The organism is Evansella tamaricis (genome assembly GCF_019042215.1).
Taxonomy (GTDB): domain Bacteria; phylum Bacillota; class Bacilli; order Bacillales; family Salisediminibacteriaceae; genus Evansella; species Evansella tamaricis.
On record NZ_JAHQCS010000045.1, the window covers coordinates 1 to 23,424 of the forward strand.

Annotated in this window: 27 protein-coding genes and 1 tRNA gene; 4 read left to right on the top strand and 24 right to left on the bottom strand. The window is 37.7% G+C overall.

The features are described from left to right. Positions 1 to 238: 238 nt before the first annotated feature. The 7 genes from wrbA to KS419_RS03005 form a co-directional block, all read right to left on the bottom strand. Positions 239 to 847 (bottom strand): NAD(P)H:quinone oxidoreductase type IV, encoded by a 609-nt coding sequence (gene wrbA / locus KS419_RS02975; protein WP_217064602.1) that lies wholly within the window; start codon positions 845 to 847, stop codon positions 239 to 241. A gap of 165 nt (positions 848 to 1,012) precedes the next feature. Next, entirely contained in the window at positions 1,013 to 1,387 is a 375-nt protein-coding gene (locus KS419_RS02980) for a DnaJ family domain-containing protein (protein ID WP_217064603.1), read from the bottom strand. A gap of 207 nt (positions 1,388 to 1,594) precedes the next feature. Beyond that, positions 1,595 to 3,529 carry an endonuclease MutS2 gene (locus KS419_RS02985; protein ID WP_217064604.1) on the bottom strand — a complete coding sequence of 645 codons (1,935 nt, stop codon included), beginning with the start codon at positions 3,527 to 3,529 and terminating at the stop codon, positions 1,595 to 1,597. 59 nt (positions 3,530 to 3,588) lie between these two features. Beyond that, a complete protein-coding gene (locus tag KS419_RS02990) occupies positions 3,589 to 3,777 on the bottom strand; it encodes a hypothetical protein (protein ID WP_217064605.1) in 189 nt (62 codons plus the stop codon). Positions 3,778 to 4,169: 392 nt separating this feature from the next. Continuing rightward, positions 4,170 to 4,694, bottom strand: coding sequence for an RNA polymerase sigma factor (locus KS419_RS02995; protein WP_217064606.1), 525 nt, complete (start codon positions 4,692 to 4,694; stop codon positions 4,170 to 4,172). Between the two features lie 39 nt (positions 4,695 to 4,733). Continuing rightward, a complete protein-coding gene (locus KS419_RS03000) occupies positions 4,734 to 5,288 on the bottom strand; it encodes a DUF4825 domain-containing protein (protein ID WP_217064607.1) in 555 nt (184 codons plus the stop codon). 140 nt (positions 5,289 to 5,428) lie between these two features. Beyond that, positions 5,429 to 5,956 (bottom strand): YceI family protein, encoded by a 528-nt coding sequence (locus tag KS419_RS03005; protein ID WP_217064608.1) that lies wholly within the window; start codon positions 5,954 to 5,956, stop codon positions 5,429 to 5,431. A gap of 267 nt (positions 5,957 to 6,223) precedes the next feature. Between KS419_RS03005 and KS419_RS03010 the strand changes: the two genes are divergently transcribed. After that, complete coding sequence (locus KS419_RS03010; protein WP_217064609.1) at positions 6,224 to 7,207, top strand: ABC transporter ATP-binding protein; 984 nt, start codon at positions 6,224 to 6,226, stop codon at positions 7,205 to 7,207. After that, entirely contained in the window at positions 7,185 to 7,958 is a 774-nt protein-coding gene (locus KS419_RS03015) for an ABC transporter permease (protein ID WP_217064610.1), read from the top strand. The genes KS419_RS03010 and KS419_RS03015 overlap by 23 nt, the downstream gene beginning before the upstream one ends. On the opposite strand, the gene KS419_RS03020 is transcribed toward KS419_RS03015, so the two are convergent. From KS419_RS03020 to sigW, 16 genes are all read right to left on the bottom strand, one after another. Next, the gene (locus tag KS419_RS03020; RefSeq protein WP_217064611.1) at positions 7,955 to 8,161 is read right to left on the bottom strand and encodes a hypothetical protein; all 207 of its coding nucleotides are present in this window, start codon (positions 8,159 to 8,161) and stop codon (positions 7,955 to 7,957) included. The two genes, KS419_RS03015 and KS419_RS03020, sit on opposite strands and share 4 nt — an antisense overlap. A 311-nt stretch (positions 8,162 to 8,472) precedes the next feature. Next, a complete protein-coding gene (locus KS419_RS03025) occupies positions 8,473 to 8,862 on the bottom strand; it encodes a hypothetical protein (protein WP_217064612.1) in 390 nt (129 codons plus the stop codon). Positions 8,863 to 9,014: 152 nt separating this feature from the next. Next, the gene (locus KS419_RS03030) at positions 9,015 to 9,875 is read right to left on the bottom strand and encodes a VOC family protein (protein ID WP_217064613.1); all 861 of its coding nucleotides are present in this window, start codon (positions 9,873 to 9,875) and stop codon (positions 9,015 to 9,017) included. Between the two features lie 55 nt (positions 9,876 to 9,930). Then, on the bottom strand, positions 9,931 to 10,635 hold the full coding sequence (locus KS419_RS03035) for a DsbA family oxidoreductase (RefSeq protein WP_217064614.1): 705 nt from the start codon (positions 10,633 to 10,635) through the stop codon (positions 9,931 to 9,933). 252 nt (positions 10,636 to 10,887) lie between these two features. Next, complete coding sequence (locus KS419_RS03040) at positions 10,888 to 11,433, bottom strand: hypothetical protein (RefSeq protein WP_217064615.1); 546 nt, start codon at positions 11,431 to 11,433, stop codon at positions 10,888 to 10,890. Positions 11,434 to 11,748: 315 nt separating this feature from the next. Continuing rightward, positions 11,749 to 12,018: a hypothetical protein gene (locus tag KS419_RS03045; RefSeq protein WP_217064616.1), complete on the bottom strand. Its 270-nt coding sequence runs from the start codon at positions 12,016 to 12,018 to the stop codon at positions 11,749 to 11,751. A gap of 133 nt (positions 12,019 to 12,151) precedes the next feature. Beyond that, complete coding sequence (locus tag KS419_RS03050; RefSeq protein WP_217064628.1) at positions 12,152 to 12,421, bottom strand: hypothetical protein; 270 nt, start codon at positions 12,419 to 12,421, stop codon at positions 12,152 to 12,154. Positions 12,422 to 12,451: 30 nt separating this feature from the next. Beyond that, a complete protein-coding gene (locus tag KS419_RS03055) occupies positions 12,452 to 13,036 on the bottom strand; it encodes a histidine phosphatase family protein (protein WP_217064617.1) in 585 nt (194 codons plus the stop codon). A gap of 19 nt (positions 13,037 to 13,055) precedes the next feature. Next, positions 13,056 to 13,493: an NUDIX domain-containing protein gene (locus KS419_RS03060; RefSeq protein ID WP_217064618.1), complete on the bottom strand. Its 438-nt coding sequence runs from the start codon at positions 13,491 to 13,493 to the stop codon at positions 13,056 to 13,058. Between the two features lie 65 nt (positions 13,494 to 13,558). Then, positions 13,559 to 14,350 (bottom strand): nucleotidyltransferase domain-containing protein, encoded by a 792-nt coding sequence (locus KS419_RS03065; protein WP_217064619.1) that lies wholly within the window; start codon positions 14,348 to 14,350, stop codon positions 13,559 to 13,561. A gap of 300 nt (positions 14,351 to 14,650) precedes the next feature. Continuing rightward, positions 14,651 to 16,453 (bottom strand): glutamine--fructose-6-phosphate transaminase (isomerizing), encoded by a 1,803-nt coding sequence (glmS, locus tag KS419_RS03070; RefSeq protein WP_217064620.1) that lies wholly within the window; start codon positions 16,451 to 16,453, stop codon positions 14,651 to 14,653. Between the two features lie 407 nt (positions 16,454 to 16,860). After that, positions 16,861 to 18,222, bottom strand: a complete 1,362-nt coding sequence (gene glmM / locus KS419_RS03075; protein ID WP_217064621.1) for a phosphoglucosamine mutase — start codon at positions 18,220 to 18,222, stop codon at positions 16,861 to 16,863. 48 nt (positions 18,223 to 18,270) lie between these two features. Further along, positions 18,271 to 19,557: a CdaR family protein gene (locus KS419_RS03080; RefSeq protein ID WP_217064622.1), complete on the bottom strand. Its 1,287-nt coding sequence runs from the start codon at positions 19,555 to 19,557 to the stop codon at positions 18,271 to 18,273. Further along, positions 19,550 to 20,368, bottom strand: a complete 819-nt coding sequence (cdaA, locus tag KS419_RS03085; protein ID WP_217064623.1) for a diadenylate cyclase CdaA — start codon at positions 20,366 to 20,368, stop codon at positions 19,550 to 19,552. Before cdaA ends, KS419_RS03080 begins: the two co-directional genes overlap by 8 nt. A gap of 211 nt (positions 20,369 to 20,579) precedes the next feature. Then, the gene (locus tag KS419_RS03090; protein WP_217064624.1) at positions 20,580 to 21,230 is read right to left on the bottom strand and encodes an anti-sigma factor; all 651 of its coding nucleotides are present in this window, start codon (positions 21,228 to 21,230) and stop codon (positions 20,580 to 20,582) included. Positions 21,231 to 21,253: 23 nt separating this feature from the next. Further along, on the bottom strand, positions 21,254 to 21,817 hold the full coding sequence (gene sigW, locus KS419_RS03095) for an RNA polymerase sigma factor SigW (protein WP_217064625.1): 564 nt from the start codon (positions 21,815 to 21,817) through the stop codon (positions 21,254 to 21,256). Positions 21,818 to 22,063: 246 nt separating this feature from the next. Here sigW and KS419_RS03100 point away from each other — a divergent pair, with 246 nt between their 5' ends. Both KS419_RS03100 and KS419_RS03105 read left to right on the top strand, forming a co-directional pair. Next, entirely contained in the window at positions 22,064 to 22,237 is a 174-nt protein-coding gene (locus tag KS419_RS03100) for an aspartyl-phosphate phosphatase Spo0E family protein (RefSeq protein WP_217064626.1), read from the top strand. A gap of 279 nt (positions 22,238 to 22,516) precedes the next feature. Continuing rightward, the gene (locus tag KS419_RS03105) at positions 22,517 to 23,050 is read left to right on the top strand and encodes a hypothetical protein (protein ID WP_217064627.1); all 534 of its coding nucleotides are present in this window, start codon (positions 22,517 to 22,519) and stop codon (positions 23,048 to 23,050) included. Between the two features lie 220 nt (positions 23,051 to 23,270). Here the strand turns inward: KS419_RS03105 and KS419_RS03110 are convergent. Then, positions 23,271 to 23,346, bottom strand: a tRNA-Ala gene (locus KS419_RS03110). Positions 23,347 to 23,424: the final 78 nt, after the last annotated feature.

Genomic DNA, 23,424 nt, shown 5'->3' on the forward strand with positions numbered 1-23,424 from the left:
CGGTGGAGCTAGACAACTTGCCCGAAGGTGCCAAAACTTATACTTTCTTACCTTTTAAGAAAAGCGCAAGCGCCTTTGGTCACGAGCGTAGGGCAATGCCTATTCTTACAAGCATCGCTCTCGTGCCGCCATCAAGAAGGAACGCTCGTCGTTGGCGCTTAATAAAGATAAGAAAACATCATTCTTTTTTTCTTCATAAAAAAGCTTCCGTGATTACAACTGTCACGGAAGCTAAGTATTATTTAGAACCTTCTTTAATACGTTTGGCAATATCAACTGTACGCTTTGCCTGGTATTTTACCGCAGCGGTTACATCTTCTTTCATATTTCCATCTTGATCTACAGTTACACTCGTTCCATATGGATTACCGCCTGCCTCAAAGGTAACTGGATCGGAATATCCTGGTGCAGCCACGATGGCTCCCCAATGGAACATCGTCGTATAGAGAGAAAGTATGGTCGCTTCTTGACCTCCATGCGGGTTGGATGCTGAAGACATAGCACTCACTACTTTATTTACGAGTTTGCCGTTAAACCACAATCCCCCTGTTGTATCCAGGAACTGCTTCATTTGTGCCGGCATATTTCCAAAACGAGTAGGAACACTGAATATGATGGCATCTGCCTCTTCTAAATCATCCAAAGTCACTTCAGGAACATCCTTTGTAGCATTGACATGTTCACGCCATGCAGGGTTAGAATCAATCGCTTCTTCTGGAGCCAATTCTGGTACTTTCAATAACTTTACATCTGCACCAACTTCCTCAGCACCTTCTTTCGCCCATTGTGACAACTTATAGTTTGTACCGGTAGAACTATAATAGATTATCGCTAGCTTAATTGACATAGTTTATTACCCCTTTACATTGAAAAAATTTACGAGAGTGATGGAGCCTTTACCAAAATCACCCTTATTATGTCCTACATCCCTTTCCTTATTCCCAACATTAAATATGAATAAACACAAAAACGTACGAGATCTAGGACCCGTACGTTTTGTGAAAAAAAGATTCTAAAGCCACTTATTTTTATCTTTTTCCAAAGTTTCCAGAGATGCTGGTGCCTTTTGTAACATTGCTGGGCACAACCGATTATACTTTTTAATTAACTGATTTATATCCTTCATTCCATCCTTTTTTTCCTTATCTGAAACTGTCCCGTTTTCTATCTTTTTTAGCAATTGAAGTATTGCTTCTCTTACCTTGTGCTGAGCTTTAATCCATTCTGGCAAATAATTAGCGTTTTTCAATACGCTATTTAGGGGATCACTTTTTAATGTTTCCTGTGACAGTGGCTTCCCTTTTCCAGCTAAATTATCAAAACCTCCACGCTTTTCATACTCCTTATAAATATCACCCATCAAATCACGGCTAGAAGAATCTCTCATCACTTCTCCCTCCTACTATACTGGAATGACAGTATTTATATTCTCCTTAAACATTACCATAGTGTTTATGGTTTTTTCCATTTTTCCAGTACGACATTTGCGCATGACGAAGGATGACAAGAAGTCTTGGAAATTCGAATCATAAGCACCTAATATGGTTACTCCATGACGGACGCACAAGTTTTCGGATCCAGTGCTTTGGCTTTGCTATTCCTCCTCATTAACTAATCCTTCTACAAACTTCCGTTCCATCAAATGCTTCTTTTTCCGATATTCCTTGGACTTGAAGATAATGTCAAAATCATAATCGTCAGGGTACAATTCAGATGCTGGAATATATAGTTTCATACGCTTATGATTCACCTTCCGCTTTTCACCCTTAACTTGAACGATATAATCTCCCAGATCATCCGGTCCCACATAAACTATACCCATCTCGCCGGTGGCAGGAAGTATCACATTATCCCCTTGAGAAAATAAGGTCGTGTCTTTATCAGAGGTTTTTTTCCCATCGGTTCTTAATGCTTTACGGGAAAATTTATTCACAACGACCTGGTTTTCAAACCTAGAATCTTTAAGGAATTCTGAATCTTCTCCTTTAAAGTTTTTTTCCGTCTTATAGGTTATCTTGTGTGCTTTTTCAATAATGTCAGGATGCATTCCAAGCTTTAATGCAATATCAAACGCCTGGCTTTTTCCACCCTTGCCAAGAATTAATCGATACGTTGGTTTCAATGTTTCCAAGTCGAACTCCATGGATCCGTTCATAAAGCCTTTCCGTTCATTAGCGAAATCCTTCATTTCACTGTAGTGAGTAGTGGCAAATATCGTTGCACCTTTCTCTGACAACTGTTCTAAAATGGCGATAGCAAGCCCCATTCCTTCTCCAGGATCTGTTCCAGATCCCAGTTCATCCAAAAGGACAAGACTTTGATCATTCGTCTCTTGAAGTATCTCAATGATATTTACAAGCCTGGAACTAAAGGTACTTAAATTTTCCTCTATACTTTGCCCATCTCCAATATCTACGAACACGTGGTGAAATAAGTGGAGATTCGTCCCTTTTTCCGCTGGTACATGAAGTCCCGTTTGTGCCATCATTGTGAGTAATCCAATTGTTTTTAACGTTACTGTCTTTCCCCCTGTATTCGGACCGGTAATAATAAGCCCATGGTCCACCTCCCCAAACGTAAGCGTAAGGGGCACTGCTTCTTTACCCAACATTGGATGACGGGCCTTTTTCAAATCAATGGTAAATTCTTCATTTATAAGTGGCGCAGTTCCATTGATTTGCCGGCTATATTTCCCTTTTGCAAAAATAACATCATATTGGTGCATCACATCCACTGCTACTTTCATTTCATTCTCTTTTTCCAACACCATACCAGTAAGGGTATAAAGAATTTGCTCCACTTCGTATTCCTCAGAATATCGAAGCATCTGAATGTCCTCCTGAAGTTCGCTGAGTTCTGTTGGTTCCACAAATAATGTGGCCCCACTTGCAGAAGAATCGATAATTGTCCCGTTCACCTTACTTCGGTACTCCCGTTTGATGGCAAGTACTAGCCGGTCATTCTTCTCCAATACATGCCGCTCCTGCAAATAAGGAGTAAATTTCCTTGATTTAGTCATTTGGTTTGCTTTTTCCTTCAACCGGGCAACTAGGATATTGATCTGCTTTCGAACGCGCGCCAATTCTTGACTGGCGTAGTCATCCACTTGACCATGTCTTAGACAACGCTGAATCTCCCCTTCCAGATCACCCAGCTCCTCTATGGAGTCCGTATAGATACTGATGATCGGAGCTATATACCGCTTATCCTTCATAAAACGCTTCAGCTTTGTACAGTGATCTAAAAAGGATACAATGTTTGCTAATTGCTCTGGCCTTAAGAAAAGCCCTTTATTCCCCTGCTCCAAATAGGCACTTATATCATCTAAACTATGAAGAGGAATACTACCGCTTAGTTTCAATATCTCTACCGCCTCGTCCACTTCCTGTAATTCCCTTTCGATTACCCTCCTATTAATCTTTGGACTCAATTTTTTAATCGTGTCTTTTGCCCTGTTTGTAAAGGCATGGTTTGCGCACTCCTGTAAAATCCTGTTGTATTGCAATGCTTCCATCGTATGTTTTTTCATTGGATTAAGCTCCTTCTAAATTTTTTAGCTCGCAAAAAGCAAAGTAAGTAAAATGTTGCCTAGTTCCTGCAAGCTCCTAAGGCCGGTTCATCTTCTGCAGGTAAATTAGTAGTTTCCGTTTTAATAGCATCAATTTTCATAAAAAAAACCGCAATGAACAACACGTCATTGCAGCTGGAAGATTCGATCCCTCCTATTGATCCCCAATATAATTGAATGAGCACCTTAGTCAATGGATATAACTTCACAATTTCAGGCCCCACCTAAAAACAAATAAAAAGGCTATGACAAATATGCCATAGCCCTGGATCGAGTATCTTCTGCTATGATGCTTTTGTTCTTATCAAACCTCGAATCAACACTAAATAAGCCTTCAACAGGCTCATTTTTTATGTCGTTTCAAGACCGTATTTAATTACGGATTAGTTAAGAACACTCACACTCATAAAACATACTCCTTATAATTAGGGATCAATATATTACTTTTCTCCATCAGTTTACTGAGAGAGGAAAACAATGTCAATACTATCTTACTTTATTTTTCCAAACCATTCTTAACAATATCGTCATCATGAAAAGCCAGATCACAAATGGAATAGCCTTCTATCCGTATCCTGAATTGAAATTTGGTTTCTTATCATCAAACGACCAGTTCTTTCCTTAATTCTTGTTCTAACAATGGAATTGCCCGATGAAGAGTAGACTTCACTTTACTTTCAGACCATTCTAGTTCATCACAAGTTTCTTTAATCGTTCGTTCATGTAACTTTCGGAGGACGATTACATTACGATAGGCTGGTTTCAGTTTATGTAGAACAGTTTGTAATTCCTCAGAAGTCTCCCTTTTTTCCATAATAACGGATGGATCTGGATGATGATCTTTCAAATTCATTAAAATAAAGTCACTGTCATAAGGAATTATAGGTTTCACTTTTCGAATGTAATCAATTGTTATATGATAGGCAATTGTATAAAGCCAATTTTTGGGTGATTCTTTTTTTTCCAGTGCCTCATAATGGTTATACGCTTTCACAAATGTATCTTGTGTTAAATCTTCAGCCAAGTAGCTATCACGCACCATGCCACCAATATAGTTTTTTATTCTTAAGTAGTGCTCCTCATACATGGTAGAGAATAACTCCTGTTTTTTCTTTTCACCAGTCATATCCTTTCACCCTCCTCCTTCTACCGAACGAATCATCCATCAACTTTCAGTTACAATTTTATATCTATCAAAAAAAACGCGAATGTAGTTCTCATTCTCCACTAACTCAATAATAAAATCCTGATTATCTCTTATGAATTGTTTTATCCTTTCCTGATCCCACATTTCATCTTCTGTTGGGAAATCCGAAAATATGGTTTGTAATTCTTCCACCATCGTTTCCCTTGCAATTGAAAAGCTGTACTCTTCACCAAGGTTAAAGACATATCCGTTCGCATTCGGTACAAGAATAGTTAAATACACTAGATTAAATAAAAATCCTTTTTCCATATTGTCTAAGTTTGACCAGTAACCTACAGGTTCACTGTTTTGGTCCGGTCTATAAATATAATTAACGTTTATTACTTGATCTGTTAAATCCAATCCAAATGGAGTATCACCACCAAGTAAACTTCTAACCAAGGAAGATACAGTGGAAGCATCCCCCACATATGTTCCGCCATAATCCCGCAACATTTTTTCCTTACCGTTAATACATGCGGTGAGTAGGAGAAAACAAATTATGAAGAAAACTATTTTTTTCCATGAGATCATAGTACCTCAACCCCCATTTGATCTAAGTGTATTAAGTGATGTAGTACACTCATAATAATATTCGGATTTACTTAAAATGTCAACACTTTTTCACATTAAAAAAGCGTAACCTTTTGGCTACGCTTTAGAATTATTATTTATTACTCTACGATAAACTCAAAATTTCCGCTCAGTTTCACTTCTTTTCCTACTAACACTCCACCAGTTTCTAACGGTGCATTCCAAGTTAGGCCGTAATCTTCCCGATTTAGTTTCCCTTCCACATCAAAACCAGTAACAGTGCTGCCATCCATTGGATTTTTAGATGTACCGTTAAACTCGATTTTAAATGTTTCTGTTTTAGTCGTATCTTTTATTGTTACATTTGCAGTCAGCTCATACTCATCATCAGAGATTTTTTTAACGGATTCTCCTATGACTTTAATAGTGCTATAGTTCTCAACATCAAAAAAGTCTGCGGAACGAAGATGACCATCTCGGTCTTCATTTTTAGTAGCTATGGATGCTGCATCAACCGTAACCTCCACATTTAGTCCTTCAAGATTTTGAAGATCCCCTTCTAGCTTCACATCGAAATCCTTAAATTCCCCTTTTGCCTTTGCAATCATCATATGTTTTACTTGAAACCCGATACCGCTGTGTACTTTGTCTAACGTAAATTTTGACATGATAAAACCTCCTGTTTTTTCATTTTCCTTGTTGAAAAATGTCGTATAAACTTATTTTTAATTAGTTACTTACTTTATGTAATTAAATATATAATACATATTAATATTCGTCAAGTGATTTATTATATTTTTTTAAGTGATTAATCAAACTCCAATTAAATCTCCGTCTGGAGACTGATTGTTTATCCTCCTGTCGATTGTAGTAGGAGAACTAATTAAATTATATTATTAGATTACAGAAAATGATTTTTTGAAAGGATGAAAAAGATGGAACCTGTAATTGAAGTTAAGAGTCTCAGAAAAACTTATAAAAAAAGAAAAACAAAAGAGTTAATTCAAGCTGTTAGCGATGTTACATTTTCAGTTAATCGCGGGGAAATTGTTGGACTACTTGGTCCAAATGGTGCCGGTAAAACAACAACCATCAAAATGATCTGTGGTTTATTGATTCCTGACTCAGGGACAATTACAATTAATGGTCAAAACAATCAGAAAAAAAGGTTAAAATCATTACGTCATATTAGTGCTGTCCTAGAAGGAAACCGTAACCTCTATTGGAGATTAACAGTGAGGGAAAATCTGGAGTACTTCGCCGGGAACAGAGGGGAGTCCAAAAAGGATGTGGCAAACAGAATTGATGAATTGTTAGTTAAATTTCATTTGAAGGATAAAGAGAAAGAACTTGTGAATCGCTTGTCCCGTGGGATGCAGCAGAAGCTTGCCATCGCGGTAGCAATGCTTGCGGAGAGCGACGTTATTTTACTGGATGAACCAACTCTTGGCCTAGATGTGGAAACGGGTTATGAAGTAAGGGAATTACTCCGAGAAATAGTTCAAGAGTATGACCGAACAATCATCATCAGTACTCACGATATGGATGTTGTACAGGACTTGTGCGATCGTACCATTATTGTTAACAAAGGGAAAATTGTCACAGACGATAAAGTGGAAAATCTTTTACGCTTGTTTGAGGTAAGGTCCTATACTATTTCCTTAAGTGCACTGTTAAGCGAAAAGCAACAAATACTTTTAGATCAAAAATTCCCTGATTATAAATACACACCGGATACCATTGGTTCAAAATTGGAAATTGACCTTGCAAAAAGTGAAGAAATATATGATTTATTTGATATTTTGAAAATGAATATGACTCCAGTTGAATCTATTGATAGGGGTACAATCAATTTCGAACAAATTTTTATGAAGATTGTAAAGGGGGAACAGCAAAATGTCTTGGTTCAATCTTCTTAAAGCAAATTTACGTAAAGAATATCTTGAAATGAAGCGGTACTTGCCAAATACTATCGCTATGGTTCTCACATTTTATATCCTTTTCATTGGTATGTTCTTTGGAATTCAAATTATCGGTGATCCAACTACCCAGGACATCAACATTCAGTTTACCATTGTGAATTATATATTCTGGTTTTTTGCCATGATGACCGTAAATGCCATCGGTTGGCAAATAACAAATGAGGCAATGAGGGGTACATTGGAGCAACTCTCCATGTCTCCAATGGGAATCTGGAAGATTATGTTGATGCGTCTCATTGCATCGACAGTCATTAATTTTATTATGATTATCGCCCTCCTTTATTTATCCATGTTCACTTCTGGCCAATGGTTAAATATTGATGTGGGTACGATTTTACCAATTCTTATACTTACGATAATCAGTATGTTTGGGTTAGGTTTCATCATCGCCGGGTTATCTATCATTCTTAAACAAGTTCAAGCATTTTTGCAGATTTTACAGTTTATTTTGGCTGGTTTGACCTTTGTTCCATTATCAGTTGCCCCTTTCTTGGCATTTTTCCCTTTCGTAAAAGGGGTTGATCTCGTTCGAGCGGTGATGATTGAAGGCGTTACGTTTACTCAGATTCCTATGGTTGATTTCCTCATTCTTGGGTTCAATGCCATTTTCTATTTTGTTATTGGACTATTATTCTTCTTCTATTGTGAACGTTTTGCGATGAACAAAGGATTATTAGCTCATTATTAAGAAAAGCGCAAGCGTCTAGGGTCACGAGCGTAGGGCAGTGCCTCTTCCTCTACTAGCATTGCTCTGAAGAGTATCCGTCCATCGGGCAAAGCGCCACGTCCTGTGGCATGCCCGATATTAGGACGTCCTGTCCGTTCATCGGGTAAAGCGCCACGTCCTGTGGCATGCCCGATATTAGGACGTCCTGTCCGTTCATCAGGCAAAGCGCCACGTCCTGTGGCATGCCCGATATTAGGACGTCCTGTCCGTCGAGGGAACTCGAAGTTAACTCGACGGGCAGCATCGCTCGCGTGCTGCCACTGAAGTAAACGCTCGTTGGACAGCGAATTCGAAGAAGTAGCTAGAAGTCCGTTCTTTGACTTCCTTGTGCTCCTGCAATTACTCGTCGCAAGGCAGCAAGGGCGCGGCTCAGGTAGTAGCCTGCCTGAAGTGATCCGACCCGAAGGTGAAAAAACTTATACATTGTCTTTTTAAAAAACCAGTCTCGGGCCATTGGGCGTGAGACTGGTTTTTTTTACTCTGTATCTTTCTTATTTAGTTGAGCAATTCCCCGGGCTACATTTAAAGCCATGGAAAAAGCAATAAATCCTAATACAACTGTGAAAGCAACATGGACATTTTCGAGGTAAAACCAAACTGCTAAAAATGCTGCTAATAAGGTTGTCATCATACTAAAGATTACGTCTGTCCATTTATTGTGTTTTTGATAGATATCCATGAGAGTTTGAACTTGCATAACTAGTAATAACAAGACGACAAAATGAACCATTTCCACAGGCAGAACGCCACCTAACGGGGTATCACTCCCTGCGATTAAAAAGATTGTATAAGCAAATATAATTCCTATGAATAATGTTATTTGAAATATTCGGTATGGTTTGGAATAGATCTTCTTGTTTTTCATGTGTACCGCTCCTCATCAACGACCTGATAGTCACTATTCAGTATAAATTGATCTGTCTATACTATAATCTATCACATCTGGAGAAGCCTTTAAAGTTCTGAAAAAATCACAGGCAAATTAATGTACATTTAGCTTTCGGGAAAAGGGGGCATTTATTTTTCCGTTACTTTTAATACAATCTGATTTCCGGATGGATCTTTAGTCAAGATTTGATTCCCTCTTGATTGAATACTGGCACCGATGTTTTCCAGCTGCCTCACTGTTTTTTCTCTACTCAATGTATCTGAAAATTCAAGGGAAAACCAATTCATGCCGACACTCTTTTTCTCCGGAGCAGGTGCCCCCATGCCATTCCATATATTTAAGCCTATATGATGATGATATCCCCCTGTGGAAAGGAATAATGCTCCTGGATAACGCCGTGTCATAACATCGAACCCTAAGCCTTTCACATAAAATTCTTCGGTGGACTTTAATTCAGATACATGCAAATGAATATGTCCAATGATCGCGCCTTTCGGAAGACCTTCCCACAATTTATCAGTCTCAGCAAGAATTCCTTGACCATCCAATGGTTCTGTTGCCATGGACACTTCTTCACTCCGCCAATTCCATTCTTCCTCAAGTCGGTCCCGATATACTTCAATCCCATTGCCATCAGGATCAGATAAATAAATTGCCTCACTCACTAAATGATCAGATGCCCCTATTGGGTAATTCTCTTGAATAACATGCCTCAAAAAAGCAGATAAATCGGTACGGCCTGGCAAAAGGATCGCGAAATGATATAACCCTGTCGCCCGTTCATTTTTTGGGAGGACATCCCTTGGTGATTCTAATGTTAACAACGGGTGTTTTCCATCGACAGTTAAGGTGACTTTCTGCTCATTGGTACTCAACACTTTAAAACCAATAAAGTCCCTATAAAACTGCAATGATTTTTCCAAATCCATGACATTTATATTGACTTGGCCAACATAAATATTTGGTTTTTGAAAAAACTTTTTCTCCATTTTACTATCCCCTTTCGATCTTGACCTTCATAAGTTGCTCCATAGCAACGTTTTATTAACTGTCACAGGAATTGTCGGAACATTGATTGCTAATAGTATCGTCTGGGTTTACAAATTCAATTTTCTGTTTTTCCTCCCAAGCCTTTTCTAGCGTCTCTTTAAAAACAGCGTAGGGCTGGGCTCCGGAAATCGCATACTTCTCATCAAAAACAAAAAAAGGAACTCCACGGACACCTAATTTACTTCCGTTCTCCTGATCCATTTTTACTTCTGACTGGTAATCTCCCTTTGTTAACATACGTTGAACGCCTTCTCTGGAAAGACCCACTTCCACTGCTAAATCTGATAGTACTTCATGTTCCCCAAGGTGCAGAGAATCAGTAAAATATGCTTTAAGCAGTCTTTCAGTCATTTCCAGCCCTTTCCCATGTTCATATGAGTAATGGGCTAATCGATGAGCATCACCTGTGTTTGTATGAACCGCTGTATCAAACTGAAAATCTAGTCCCACTTCTTTCGCTTGTTCTTTCACTTGATTAGACATTTGCCTAGCTTTTTCACGGCTCATTCCATATTTACTTGCGAGAACATCATATAAATCCTCACTATTATTTACCTTCGCATAGGGATCCAATTGAAAACTGCGGAAAATAATCTGAACCTCTTGACGATGCGGGAAATGTTCCATTGCCTGCTCAAGCCTCCGTTTTCCTATATAGCAAAAGGGACAGGCAAAATCAGACCAAACTTCTATTTTCAAAGACAAAACCTCCTATGTAAATTAGTCTGTTTATATTATCTTAATCTCATCATACAACGGGCTAGGAAAAGAAAACAAATTATCAGATTTCACGAAATCTAAAAAAAGAAAACAACACCAAAAAACTGCCCTGTGGCATGAGCAGTTTTTTATCTATATGAAGTAGAACTATTGGGAGAGAGGGGTTGGTAATCCAGATTAAGATTATCGGTTTCTTTCATTATTGATCCTTTATTTGAGTTGTGGTTGTACTTACGTAGGTCCCCTTATAAGTACCACTTCTTTCTTTTGAGCTATAAAATTATATATCCTCCTTTGCATCATAAAGGACGGAGAAACACTCCTTCCAGTTTTTTCACAGACATAAAATGGTTGTTGGTGGCTAACTATTTTTCTATTTTTCAAGGAGATCCTTTCCCCATTTTCCAAACACATATCTTCCAAAAAATGATAATTCACTTTACCAATTCTATGTTGTGCTTCATCAATGACAGTAAATGGTATCTGCTGATTGAAATGATAAAAGATCCAGGATCCAACGGAAATATATAAAAACGACTCCAACTCCCTGTACAATAGACTTGTCCAATTAAAAATGATGGCTAGAATACCAACAGCGAGGGGAAGTAATAGGAATGGTTTCACCAGATAGTCAACTGCATTAAAAGGAATATGCCAAATATATGTGTTCCAAAATGTTACCGCACCGTATGTAATAATGAAGCTTGTAACCAAATAAACTACAGCGATGAATGAATCTGAATTCGTTTCTTCGTATCTGCTATCTTGTAAATACAATGTTAACATCTCCTTCAGCTTGTCCAATTTTTTAATGTGAAATCATTGTAGCATGAAGGAAATAGCGAATCTTGAAAACCGTTAATCAAATTCTTTCAAGGAAAGATAAGAATCGTCACCACCGTTGGAAAAAGAGTTAAACTTTGTCTTACTTAATGGCCTAAATGAGGAATATCGTCTTTCCTTTCAAAATCCCGACAAAGAATGAAACATGATTTTCCTTTCTTTTTATACATACTTTCATTTTTATATAAAAAAATTATCAGACGATGAAATCTGAGTAAATGTGTTTTTATAGGCAGTAAAAACAGTTGATTATCTTGTCACTTGTACCCGTTTTTTGAGCAGATGGAAAATGATAGCTCCTATTATTGCTACCGCAAGGAATGTAAACACAAAAAATGATGCATTAATGACATAACCGAACGTAACCTCCTGTTGAAGATAAGTGACATTTTCATAAGATTCGACAATTTCAGGGACGTAAGATTTGGTGAGAATTAGGCCCTGGACAATGATTACTGTAAAATAAACCATATGTACTACAATGGAAAAGATCACCGATTTCATTATTAACTTCATCAATATTATTTCTCCTCCCCGTGTGCCAAATATTAACTTTGATGTTGTCGAACGGTAGCCGTTAGCTGAATAACAAATTAATTCAGATGTGGTTTTATATCATTCTTATAAATGTCCACTTTGTTCGCAGTGAACTTCAAAGATTGTATTTTCCATTGATTGTAAGACTAATGTTAAAAGATAAAGGCAAATCAATTTTTTTAACCATATCTTCTAAGGCATAATAGTCGTCTTGTTCATTGCTATAAAAAATAACTGAACTAATTGATACCTCGTCGTCTTCAATATCAAGACTACACATCATTGGTAATTTATCACCATTATTAGTGGTTAATTCTCCTAATACAATTGACCCGTTTAACTCTTCTGTAAAGTTCTTTGTTTCAGATGGTCGTTGTATAATCATAACCTCATGTACAATACTTTCCAATATTAATTACACACGATTTTTAGTATTAAATTGATAATCAAAATCATTCCATAATCGTTTAATATCAAAGTTGTTTTGTAAGATGCTTAATTGATACACGTCTGGATTACTCAGACCTTTCCATTGCTCAAAGCCAAATTTTTTATCATAGTGATTTAATAATAAGGATATAACACCTCCATGTGCCACGATAATCGTACTTTCAAAATCACTTGCCACAATATCATTTACAACTTCTACCATTCGATTCATGGCTTCATTACTGGATTCTCCACCTTCATACTTCAAATCCATATCATTGAATGTTGCTTCCAGTTTATCCATCCAATCTGAAAAAAAGGTGGAGCTAAGTATACGTTCAGTTAGTCGACTATCCATCTCAAGTTCTATATTTTTATTCTCTGCAAATGGCTTTATCGTTTGAACCGCTCGTAAGTAAGGACTGGAAATAACTCTATCAACCTTCACCTTTATATCCGATAGAAAGTCAGATAGTTCATTTGCTTGTGTTAATCCTCTTTCCGTTAATGGTGAATCAGAAGATTGTCCTATCGCTTCACAATGTCTAATTATGTATATATTTTTATTCATACTTCCTCCTTTTATAAACCTACAAGGCAACAATTGCACTCTTAACATTCTCAGCTTTTTTAATACTCACCTTTAAATAATCGGGAGCATTAGGGTGTTCATATACTTGTTGAGCTGTCATCCAGTTTATTGACTCTACTTCATCAGGACTTTTGGCAATTGCCTTACCAGAGTCATATTCACACAGAAATACTATATCCACTACATTTTCACCCGAATCAGCTACAAAAGATGTACTATGTACGTATTTTAATTTCTCTTTTACATTTACATCCACTTCTTCACTTATTTCACGTTTCACAGTTCTTTCTAAAATATCTGATGTATTCCCTTCCTGTTCAACTTTACCGCCAACAAGTGATAGCAATCCACCGGCATGTTCCTCTTTTTTACTTCGTTCAATAATCAACCATTTATCATCTTTATATATCGCACCCTCTACATTTACAATGAACATAAAAACCTCCAATTGGATATTATAGTTTTTTTCTAATAGAAATTTACTTTCTCTTCCATGTAAACTTAACTACTTTTTTCTTCCTCTTCTGGCTGAATTAGCAAGTTTATCATCATTTTCAAAAATGGAACTGCTTGAGAATCGTTTTCCACCTTGGATTCTATCCAATTAATTTCATCACTCATTAAGTTAATTAAGTTATACACTGCCTTTTTATGAAAATTTGGCGTTATGTACATGAAAATTATCTTTACTTTGTCGAGTTGAATAGGAGGTAATTGTGATTCAAGACTTTTTAATCCCAATTGAGCTTTTTCTGGTTTATACCTGTGTAATAATACTTTAGAAAAGTTGACCATAACATGTTGCAACATTTCCACGGCCCATATGTCGTTTCCTCTCTGTCTTGCCTTATTATATTGAAATAGATACCATGCGACATCATAGGCACAGTCGCTAAACTCTTCTAAGGAAAGAATTAAATTTTGAGTGGATTGAAATTTAGTTAGCCTGGCTTCTGGATCATACAACACATGGAAATAATCTTTTTCTTTGAAACTCTTTTCAGTAACAGTATATAAATCTACATGAAGGAGATTGTCAAAGACTGCAATGATTTGAGGTGCAATGATAAAGAAATCTTCATAAAACAATATCTTTCTATATGTCTCTAAATGCTTTAATCGTCGTGTTAAAAATAACTCTTCATCTTCTTCATCGACCAAGCAGTAAAGATCTACATCCGAATATTCATCATATTCACCTCTACCCATAGAACCTTTTAAAAAGATTGCCTTTACAAGTTCATCCTTCATTAAACTTTGCGAAATGGCCTTAACAGCATCTTTCTGCTTCATCATATCCTCCCAACTTAAAAATAAATATTACGCCATTATATTCCATTTTCTTAGAATAATCAATATTCAATTGTTCCTCTAACCATCTTTTAGCCTAGGTTTTCATTCAATTGCATTAGGATTGATTTTGATTGAAAATGAGGTTCTACTACGATTGAAAACCCGTTGAATTTGGCGAATAAAAAATCCGAAGGCTCGCCGGAAAATTACCGGAAAAACCTTCGGATTTGGAACGTTATTTTTTTCTCTGGAACCTTATTATTTTATGGAGACAAACACATATACTAGTATATTCTTACATTACTCCACTGTCACTGACTTTGCAAGGTTCCTTGGTTTATCCACGTCACAGTCTCGGTGTAATGCTGCGTAATACGCAATAAGCTGTAATGGAATGACACTTACTAGTGGTGTAAGATACTCGTGCACGTGTGGGATAACGAGGGCATCGTCTGCCTCCTCTAACCCTTCCATACTGATCATACAAGGAGATGCACCACGTGCAACAACTTCCTTCATATTTCCGCGGATACTTAAGTTAACATGTTCCTGAGTGGCAATACCGATTACAGGTGTTCCTTCTTCGATTAATGCAATCGTCCCATGCTTTAATTCACCGCCTGCGAAACCTTCTGCTTGAATATAGGAAATCTCCTTTAATTTTAACGCTCCTTCTTGACCTACAAAATAATCAATGGCGCGGCCAATAAAGAAACAGTTTCTAGTGACACTTAAATACTCCCTGGAAATTTGCTCCAACACTTCTTTTTTGTCCGTTAATGTCTCCATAGCACTTGCAACGATTGCAAGTTCCTGAAGGGGATCAAAGTCTATTTGAATTCCCGCTGCCTTGGCAGTATCTACTGCAAGTATAGCTAAAACGGCCATTTGTGCGGTATAAGCTTTTGTGGATGCCACAGCAATTTCAGGGCCTGCATACGTGTGCAATGTAAAATCTGCCTCTCGTGAAAGTGTTGATCCTGGTACGTTCGTGATTGTAAGTGCTTTATGGCCCATTTCTTTGACATTCACTAACACACCACGGCTGTCTGCTGTTTCACCACTTTGAGAAATAAAAATAAAGAGTGGGTTTTCACTTAGTAGTGGCATATTGTATAGAAATTCACTGGCAATATGCGTTTCTACAGGTTTATTGGCAATTCTTTCGATTAATTGTTTTCCCACAAGACCTGCATGATAACTAGTTCCTGCCGCTATAATATAGATTCGATCAGCATCAAGCATTGCCTGGCGAATAGTCTCGTCAAGCTTAATGTTTTCCTCTACATCTTTATATTTAGAAATAATGTTGCGAATTACAAAAGGCTGCTCATCAATTTCCTTGAGCATATAGTGAGGGTACGTTCCCTTTTCAATGTCGCTTGCATCCAGTTCCGCAATATAGGATTCACGGTTCACAACTTTGCCATCCAGTGTTTTAATGGTAGCTTCTTCACGGGATACGATAACGATCTCCTTATCCATTAGCTCCATATATTCATTCGTTACTTGGAGCATTGCCATTGCATCACTTGCTACCACATTGACACCATCACTTAAGCCGACGAGTAATGGACTTTTGTTTTTCCCAACATAAATAGTCTCTTTGTCTTCGTTATCTAACAAAGCAGTGGCATAAGAACCCTTTAGAAGACTTAATGCTTTGCGGAATGATTCCTCTGTAGACATTCCTTCCCGAGCAAAGCGTTCCACAAGCTGCACAATAATTTCTGTATCTGTATCACTTGCAAGCTCAACATCTTCCAAGTATTCCCTTCTCAGCTGTTCGTAATTTTCGATAACTCCATTATGAACAATCGTATAGCGCTTGTTTGTACTTTGATGGGGATGGGCATTTACTTGGCTTGGAACCCCATGGGTCGCCCAGCGTGTGTGACCAATACCAATCAATCCCGATTCTGACTGGTCGACACTTTCACGAAGAGTAGCTATTCGACCCTTTTCTTTGTAGACATGCACTCCCTCATCATTCACAATTGCAATACCCGCAGAGTCATATCCTCTATATTCTAACTTTTCCAGTCCCTTTAACAGAATTTCTTTTGCATCTTCTGTTCCAACGTATCCTACAATTCCACACATAACTATTTCCTCCCTTAGTAGGGCAAGAAACACCGGGGCATTCTTGCCCCACTCTTTATATAAATTAGTTTTCCAATTATAATCTTCATCAATACAATTACTTTTGTTCGAAAAGTCACCTTTTCGTTTTAGATAATTGTTTTCGGTTGTGATGAATCAACCGGGAGGCATCCGCCGAATGCTTCGATAAACCTCCTCCTCGTCAACTAATCAAGATTCCGTTCCCTTAGATTAGTCCAGGCGCTTCTTTAAAAATATCTTCTTTGAAACCTCCTCTCTTCTTGAATCTTATTAATCATACTACATTGTCAGAAATACGGTCAACTCCAATTTCAACCGTTCCACTTGGTAGTGGATAATATAAAATATGCATGGAAGTCAGCAATGTGATTTCCATGCATTTTATTTTAGTCTATTGAGCCAAGCTCTCTTTTTACAACGTCAACGATTTTTTCAACATACTTGTTACACATTTCTTCTGTTGGTGCCTCTGCCATTACTCTAACTAGTGGTTCTGTGCCAGATGGGCGCACTAAGATACGTCCTTCGCCCTGCATTTCTGCTTCCACTTCATCAATCTCTACAGCAATGACTTCATTATTTGTTAATGCATGTTTATCGGCAACACGCACATTCACTAGTTTTTGTGGATACTTTGGCATCTCCGCAGCTAATTCTGATAAAGGTTTGTTTGACGCCTTTAGAATACTGCATAGTTGTAGTGCTGTTAACAAACCGTCTCCTGTTGTTGTGAAATCCAAGAAGATAATATGTCCTGACTGTTCCCCACCAAGGTTAAACGATCCATTTCGCATTGCTTCCATCACATATCGGTCACCGACAGAAGTTTGTTTCGTTTCCACACCATTTTCTTCTAATGCTTTATAGAAACCAAGATTACTCATTACCGTTGAAACAACTGTATTTTGATTTAACCTGCCCTGTTCCTTTAAATACTTAGCACAGATAAACATAATTTGGTCTCCATCGACAATGTTCCCGTTTTCATCCACAGCGATCAGTCGGTCGGCATCTCCATCGAAAGCAAGACCTATATCTGCTCCCTTTTCTAAAACAAGGGACACAAGGGCATCTGGGTGCGTTGAGCCAACTCCATCATTTATATTGACACCATTTGGAGTAGAACCAATGGTTGAAATCTGATCTGCTTCCAAATCTGCAAACAAATGAGCTGCAAAAGGGGAGGCTGCTCCATTTGCGCAGTCTACAGCAATATGTAATCCTGAGAAGTCCTCCATGACTGTCTGCTTTAGGAATTGTAAGTATTTTTGACCACCTTCAAAATAATCGTTGACCTGGCCAATATCTCCACCGATCGGTCGGGGAAGATCATCTTCCATACTATCTTCTCGTTCAAGTAACTTTTCAATCTCCGCTTCTTGACTATCTAATAGTTTAAATCCGTCAGAACCAAAAAACTTAATTCCATTGTCCTCCACAGGGTTATGGGATGCGGAAATCATCACTCCCGCATCTGCACTTAGGGCTTTCGTTAAAAACGCTACTCCTGGAGTGGATATTACCCCCAAACGCATAACTTCTGCACCAATAGATAATAGTCCAGCAACAAGGGCACATTCAAACATATGACCAGAAATCCGTGTATCCCTTCCAATCAGAATCTTCGGTTTGTCTGTTTCCTTCGTTAAAACATAACCACCATAACGCCCAAGTTTAAAAGCCAATTCTGGTGTTAATTCTTTATTTGCTATTCCTCTCACTCCATCAGTTCCGAAAAACTTTCCCATGTAAATCTCTCCTTAAGGTTTTTCATTCAACCAATTTAAATCTCAGCGTTAAGATGTATCTCCTGACTGATCATCTTCTATTATCTCTTCTCGTTCATCCTCCGAATCGCTATCGTAAATGAGTATGGATATAGAAGGTAGTCCCTCAGCCCTTACATTCTGTGGACCATTAAACAGGAGAGGTACTTCATGTTCCCCATCCCCTAGTCCTTCTAAGTCCACATAAAGCTGGAATTCTCCCCTTTCAATCCGTCCAAGGACACCTGGGCTTCCCATTAAAACTAGATTTACTACCCCATCATCCGGCTCCAAGAAGGTGTAACTTCGCCCTTCCTGAAGACCGGTCACATCAATAGGTACTTCAGAAAACTCCCTCGTCTCTTCTTGAGAAACGTCCACAGTAACTAATATTGTTTCCGGTTCCACCCTTTCCACGCCATTAGGAACGGGAACAGGTATTTCAATAACGTCATCCCCGGTAATATCACTTAAATTAATTTTAATTCCATCGATGAATGATATGTCATTAATCACATCTACTGGTCCATAAATGGTAACTACTCCTGGTTCAGAAGTAATATTCTCAATGGCCATCCCCTCTGGCAATGTACCTTCACGCTCGATACGTAATGGAACTTCTTTGTTAGGACTAGTAATCGGAACGGTTACTTCTACGGCAGGGGGATCTGGATTTAGATTTAATACATTTCCACTCTGATCAAGTACGGTTACAGAAGCGGTTTCCTGGAAGGTTGCATTTCTTCCAGTCACGTCCACACTTGCTCGGACTGTTGCTATTTGTTCCACAAGGCCTTGTGCGGCAGTAATGTCCACACTAGAAGGGGTAGCTTGTGGGGTACCAACCGTATACCCATCTTCAATTGCGCCCTGATTTGTTAACTCCACATCTACAGGGAAAGAAACCGTTTGTTTTTCTTGTGTAATAACTCTAACCGTAGATGGACTGACTGTAACAGTAATGCCGTTTGGAAAATCTCGATATTGTACCCTTTCATAATGGGTACCCGCTTCTTTTTCCCGAAGATCCACAAATATTTCATAATTTTGCCTAGCATATCGAAACTGGTTAAGTATGTTATTAGGTCCCCTTACAGTAACTTGAACTGTTTCCGGAGCTTCTGTTAAGACATGTCGGTCCTCGTCATAATAAACAGTCAGAGGTACGTCAACCAATTCCCTACTCGTACTTGATATTCCCGGAATGCCTCCAGGTTGATTATTGACATTCTCATAATTAACCATAAGAAATAATAAGATAGCAATGACTACAGATATTCCTTTAATGAACCATGGATTATTAAACCATTTATCCATTTTTCTTTCCCCTCCATTGCCAACGGGAAGAGGAGCCATTACCTTCCTGCTTCATTAATTCATTTTCTAGCAATGTCCGAAGGGCCTCCTCATCTAAATTTCGATGTAGTTCCCCATTTTTTGTCACCGAAATAGCCCCTGTTTCTTCAGACACAATAAGTGTAATTGCATCTGTTACTTCACTTACTCCCAGTGCTGCTCGATGCCTTGTTCCCAATTCCTTAGAAATAAAAGGATTTTCCGATAAGGGCAAATAGCAACCTGCTGCCATTATTTCATTATTCTTTAATATTACAGCACCATCATGTAGCGGTGTATTTGGAATAAAGACATTAATTAACAACTCAGATGTTAATTTTGCATTCATTGCAATTCCTGTTTCCACATAATCATTCATTCCCGTTTCCCGCTCAAGTGAGATAAGAGCACCTATTCGACGTTTACCCATATAGGTAGATGCTTTTACTATATGTACGATCATTGTCATAATTTCTTCTTCCTGAGCAACAGAACTCTTTGAGAAAAATCGTCCTCGTCCTAATTGCTCAAGAGCTCGTCTTAATTCTGGTTGAAAAATAATAATAATAGCTAATAAACCATAAACAATAGCTTGATTCATGATCCATTGAAGTGTGTATAATTGAAATGTACTGCTCAGAAACCATACAACTAGTATCACAGTAATCCCTTTCAATAGCTGAACAGCACGTGTTCCGCGGATTACCATAATAAGCTTGTATATAACGTAAGCCACCAATGTAATATCAACAACAATAGTTAACATTCGGAGCAGAGAAATGTCTTCAAACATCGCTTATCCCCCAAAACATATCAAAGTCTTTCCATTAAAACATTATAACATAAATTATATAATAATATTTTCTCCAACTATTTGCAGTAATAAGACTTGCCCTTTATTTTTATACGATATATGGACAACATATACTATTTATTTTAATGAAGTCAATAAAAGAGACACATAGCTCTCAAAAGCGTACCATGTGTCTTCTTTCATAAAAACATTAGTTAATAAAATTTATAACGTCAGAGAAAAACGCCTTCACTCTATACCACAACCAGTCAAAAACTTGGTTTATCTCATGAATCTCCCCAGCCACATGACCAGCAGAGGCTAAATAGTTTTCCCCGTTACTAATATCAGATTTAATAATCTCCCCGTTAATGATTGTAATATCACCAAGTACTTCCCCTTCAATTTCTATATTTCCATTCCTAACTATAATATCTCCTGATATCGTTTCACCTTCTGGAATGATAACAACACGTCTTTCTTCATCGACTATAAAATGGCCATCACCTTTGACAACAATCTCTTTAGTACTATCATTCCAAATAGAAGAGATACTCATAACAAAAACTAAGAAAAATACGGCGGCTGTCAACAAGATTGGATGTTTTCTCAACCGTGTTTTCCATCGATTCGTATTTGTTTCTTTTGGAAGTTTGTTCATCACACTTTCAGTGAAGTTAATCGGTGCTTCAATATGAGAAGCGCTTTGAACGATTGCTACTGTCTTTCGTAGTTCCCTCATATGCCCTTCACAATCTTTACACTTAATGATGTGATTTTCTAACTTCTTTTTTTCCAAAAGTGTCATTTCTTCATCTAAATATTTGTGGATTAATATACTATATTCATTCTTGCAAGCCATCACCGGATCCTCCTTTCCTTGACTTATGAATCTCTCAGACGCTTTCGTAAAGCTTCCCTTCCTCGGTGTATTCTTGTTTTAACAGTTGCTACAGGAAGTTTTAAAATTTCGCTTATCTCTTTCAAAGAAAGGTCCTCCATATATTTTAATATAATTGCAGAACGGTACTTAGGTGGCAACATCATTATTTCTTTTTGAACCCATTCCTGCATTTCAAACTTCACCACTTGTTCTTCGGGCAATTCTTCCTCGGTTGCTATTTGTGAATAATAATTAAGGTCTTCCGTACCAGCAACATGATCCTCTAAGTGAAAATCAGGTTTTTTCTTTCGAATCCGATCAATTGCTAAGTTTGTGGCAATACGGAATAGCCAAGTGGAAAACTTACGATTCACATCATAGGAATCTAGGTTAGTATATGCCCTTAAAAAAGCTTCTTGTGCAATATCTTGTGCCTCATGAGAATTTCCTAGCATTCGATATGCTACTTGATAAACCTTGTCCTTATATAGTTCAACAAGTTCGGAAAAAGCCTGTTGGTCTCCTTTTTTTACTTCTTTTATTATTTTTTTGACAACTGCATCCATTTTTTAGTTACCTCCGCTTCGCGGGGTCATCTCCTTTACGAAAACACCCTCTAAAAGGTTTCAAAACAATAACTTAATTTTATCATCAGAGAAAAAAAAAATCATAAAAATTATAGTGAAAAATCCATGTTTCACTATTTAAGCTTGTGGGTAAAATGATATTAGTAGCTAGGACAAGGGTTAGCCACTACAAGATTTATCCCAAGTATTAAATTAAAATATTTAACTATAAGAGGAGGTTACTCCATGAATAAAAAAATATTACAACAAGAATTATTAGATGAAATTGAATCTGCACGAGAAAAAATGCATCAAATGTCTATTAGTAACCAAAGGATTTCCAAAGAAGTTGTACAAATTAGTACTTATCTAGATAAACTACTAAATAAATACCAATTAACCTATTATAAGAATAACTAATTATACTGGGAAAGGAAACTGTTAAATCAGTGTTCCTTTCCTTTTTTTGACTTGTTACTGACATTCCATGATGAGTTTTTCGAAATAAACACCCTCTAGTTAAGGAAAAAGGAAAGGCATCCATGTTTAAGAAATGTCATTTCTCACAAAAATTTAACTACAATTTAACCTTTTCTTTTTACACTGATTATGGAAAGGACAAAAACATGCTTACGCCAATGCGTTGCATGTTTTTTGTTTTTTTTCCTAATTTGAATCTAAAGGGAAGGATGTTTAGTAATGCAGCACAAACTTTTTAAACCGTTGATTTTCATGATGGGGTTGGTAACAACTCTGATGCTGGTAGCATGCTCTGGCGGTGATGGCAGTGAAGATTCCAGCAGTGGGACGGATTCAGAAAGTGCCGATAGGGATGAGTTTTTTAAAGTTACTTGGGAAGGGGAAGAAATGGAATTTGATGATATTATGTGCAGACCGATGGGAGAACGCTTTCAAAAAGAAGTCTCACAAGATGATTCGGACGAAACAGCCACGTTACTTGTTGGTTATCCTAGAGCGGAGGATGATGACGATATAGATTATGACTTTAATAGAGTTTCGTTAGTTCAATTGAATATCAATCACGGTGGAGAGACTATTGGGGACGGAGAAGTCTATTCCGCAAGAAGTGTAGATCACATAGATGGGGTAGAAATAAGTGGAGATGGGATATATGCTAAAGGTACCGTCGAACTTGATGCAAGACGAAATACGTTAGCGGAAGAAATTAATCCAGAAGGTGGTACAATAGAATTCGAACTGAGTTGCGGTTAGAGAGTTATTTTGTTGCCACATGAATTATTAAACAAATGGAACGTAAAAGGCTGCTCCTACGGGGTGATTTTTTATTTACACCATTACGTCTTGTTACGATTTGTAAAAACAAACACATGTGATTTCAGTTGAAATCACATGTGTTATTATTTCACGTACATATTAATTGAACCACAGAAGTAAACCCGGTTATTGTTTATCAATTGTTTAAATCATATCATGGTGGAGCCTAGCGGGATCGAACCGCTGACCTCCTGCGTGCAAGGCAGGCGCTCTCCCAGCTGAGCTAAGGCCCCGTTGTTATTTCAGTGATGCTTATTCTTGAAGCTTACGGACGATGCTTCGCTCCGTAGTCCCTGTTTCTTCCTCTTCTT

Coding starts and splice junctions, on each gene's coding strand:
- wrbA (WP_217064602.1), bottom strand. CDS start 847: ATGTCAATTAAGCTAGCGATAATCTATTATAGTTCTACCGGTACAAAC.
- KS419_RS02980 (WP_217064603.1), bottom strand. CDS start 1,387: ATGAGAGATTCTTCTAGCCGTGATTTGATGGGTGATATTTATAAGGAG.
- KS419_RS02985 (WP_217064604.1), bottom strand. CDS start 3,529: ATGAAAAAACATACGATGGAAGCATTGCAATACAACAGGATTTTACAG.
- KS419_RS02995 (WP_217064606.1), bottom strand. CDS start 4,694: ATGACTGGTGAAAAGAAAAAACAGGAGTTATTCTCTACCATGTATGAG.
- KS419_RS03000 (WP_217064607.1), bottom strand. CDS start 5,288: ATGATCTCATGGAAAAAAATAGTTTTCTTCATAATTTGTTTTCTCCTA.
- KS419_RS03005 (WP_217064608.1), bottom strand. CDS start 5,956: ATGTCAAAATTTACGTTAGACAAAGTACACAGCGGTATCGGGTTTCAA.
- KS419_RS03010 (WP_217064609.1), top strand. CDS start 6,224: ATGGAACCTGTAATTGAAGTTAAGAGTCTCAGAAAAACTTATAAAAAA.
- KS419_RS03015 (WP_217064610.1), top strand. CDS start 7,185: ATGTCTTGGTTCAATCTTCTTAAAGCAAATTTACGTAAAGAATATCTT.
- KS419_RS03025 (WP_217064612.1), bottom strand. CDS start 8,862: ATGAAAAACAAGAAGATCTATTCCAAACCATACCGAATATTTCAAATA.
- KS419_RS03030 (WP_217064613.1), bottom strand. CDS start 9,875: ATGGAGAAAAAGTTTTTTCAAAAACCAAATATTTATGTTGGCCAAGTC.
- KS419_RS03050 (WP_217064628.1), bottom strand. CDS start 12,421: ATGATTATACAACGACCATCTGAAACAAAGAACTTTACAGAAGAGTTA.
- KS419_RS03055 (WP_217064617.1), bottom strand. CDS start 13,036: ATGAATAAAAATATATACATAATTAGACATTGTGAAGCGATAGGACAA.
- KS419_RS03060 (WP_217064618.1), bottom strand. CDS start 13,493: ATGTTCATTGTAAATGTAGAGGGTGCGATATATAAAGATGATAAATGG.
- KS419_RS03065 (WP_217064619.1), bottom strand. CDS start 14,350: ATGAAGCAGAAAGATGCTGTTAAGGCCATTTCGCAAAGTTTAATGAAG.
- glmS (WP_217064620.1), bottom strand. CDS start 16,453: ATGTGTGGAATTGTAGGATACGTTGGAACAGAAGATGCAAAAGAAATT.
- glmM (WP_217064621.1), bottom strand. CDS start 18,222: ATGGGAAAGTTTTTCGGAACTGATGGAGTGAGAGGAATAGCAAATAAA.
- KS419_RS03080 (WP_217064622.1), bottom strand. CDS start 19,557: ATGGATAAATGGTTTAATAATCCATGGTTCATTAAAGGAATATCTGTA.
- cdaA (WP_217064623.1), bottom strand. CDS start 20,368: ATGTTTGAAGACATTTCTCTGCTCCGAATGTTAACTATTGTTGTTGAT.
- KS419_RS03090 (WP_217064624.1), bottom strand. CDS start 21,230: ATGGCTTGCAAGAATGAATATAGTATATTAATCCACAAATATTTAGAT.
- sigW (WP_217064625.1), bottom strand. CDS start 21,817: ATGGATGCAGTTGTCAAAAAAATAATAAAAGAAGTAAAAAAAGGAGAC.
- KS419_RS03100 (WP_217064626.1), top strand. CDS start 22,064: ATGAATAAAAAAATATTACAACAAGAATTATTAGATGAAATTGAATCT.
- KS419_RS03105 (WP_217064627.1), top strand. CDS start 22,517: ATGCAGCACAAACTTTTTAAACCGTTGATTTTCATGATGGGGTTGGTA.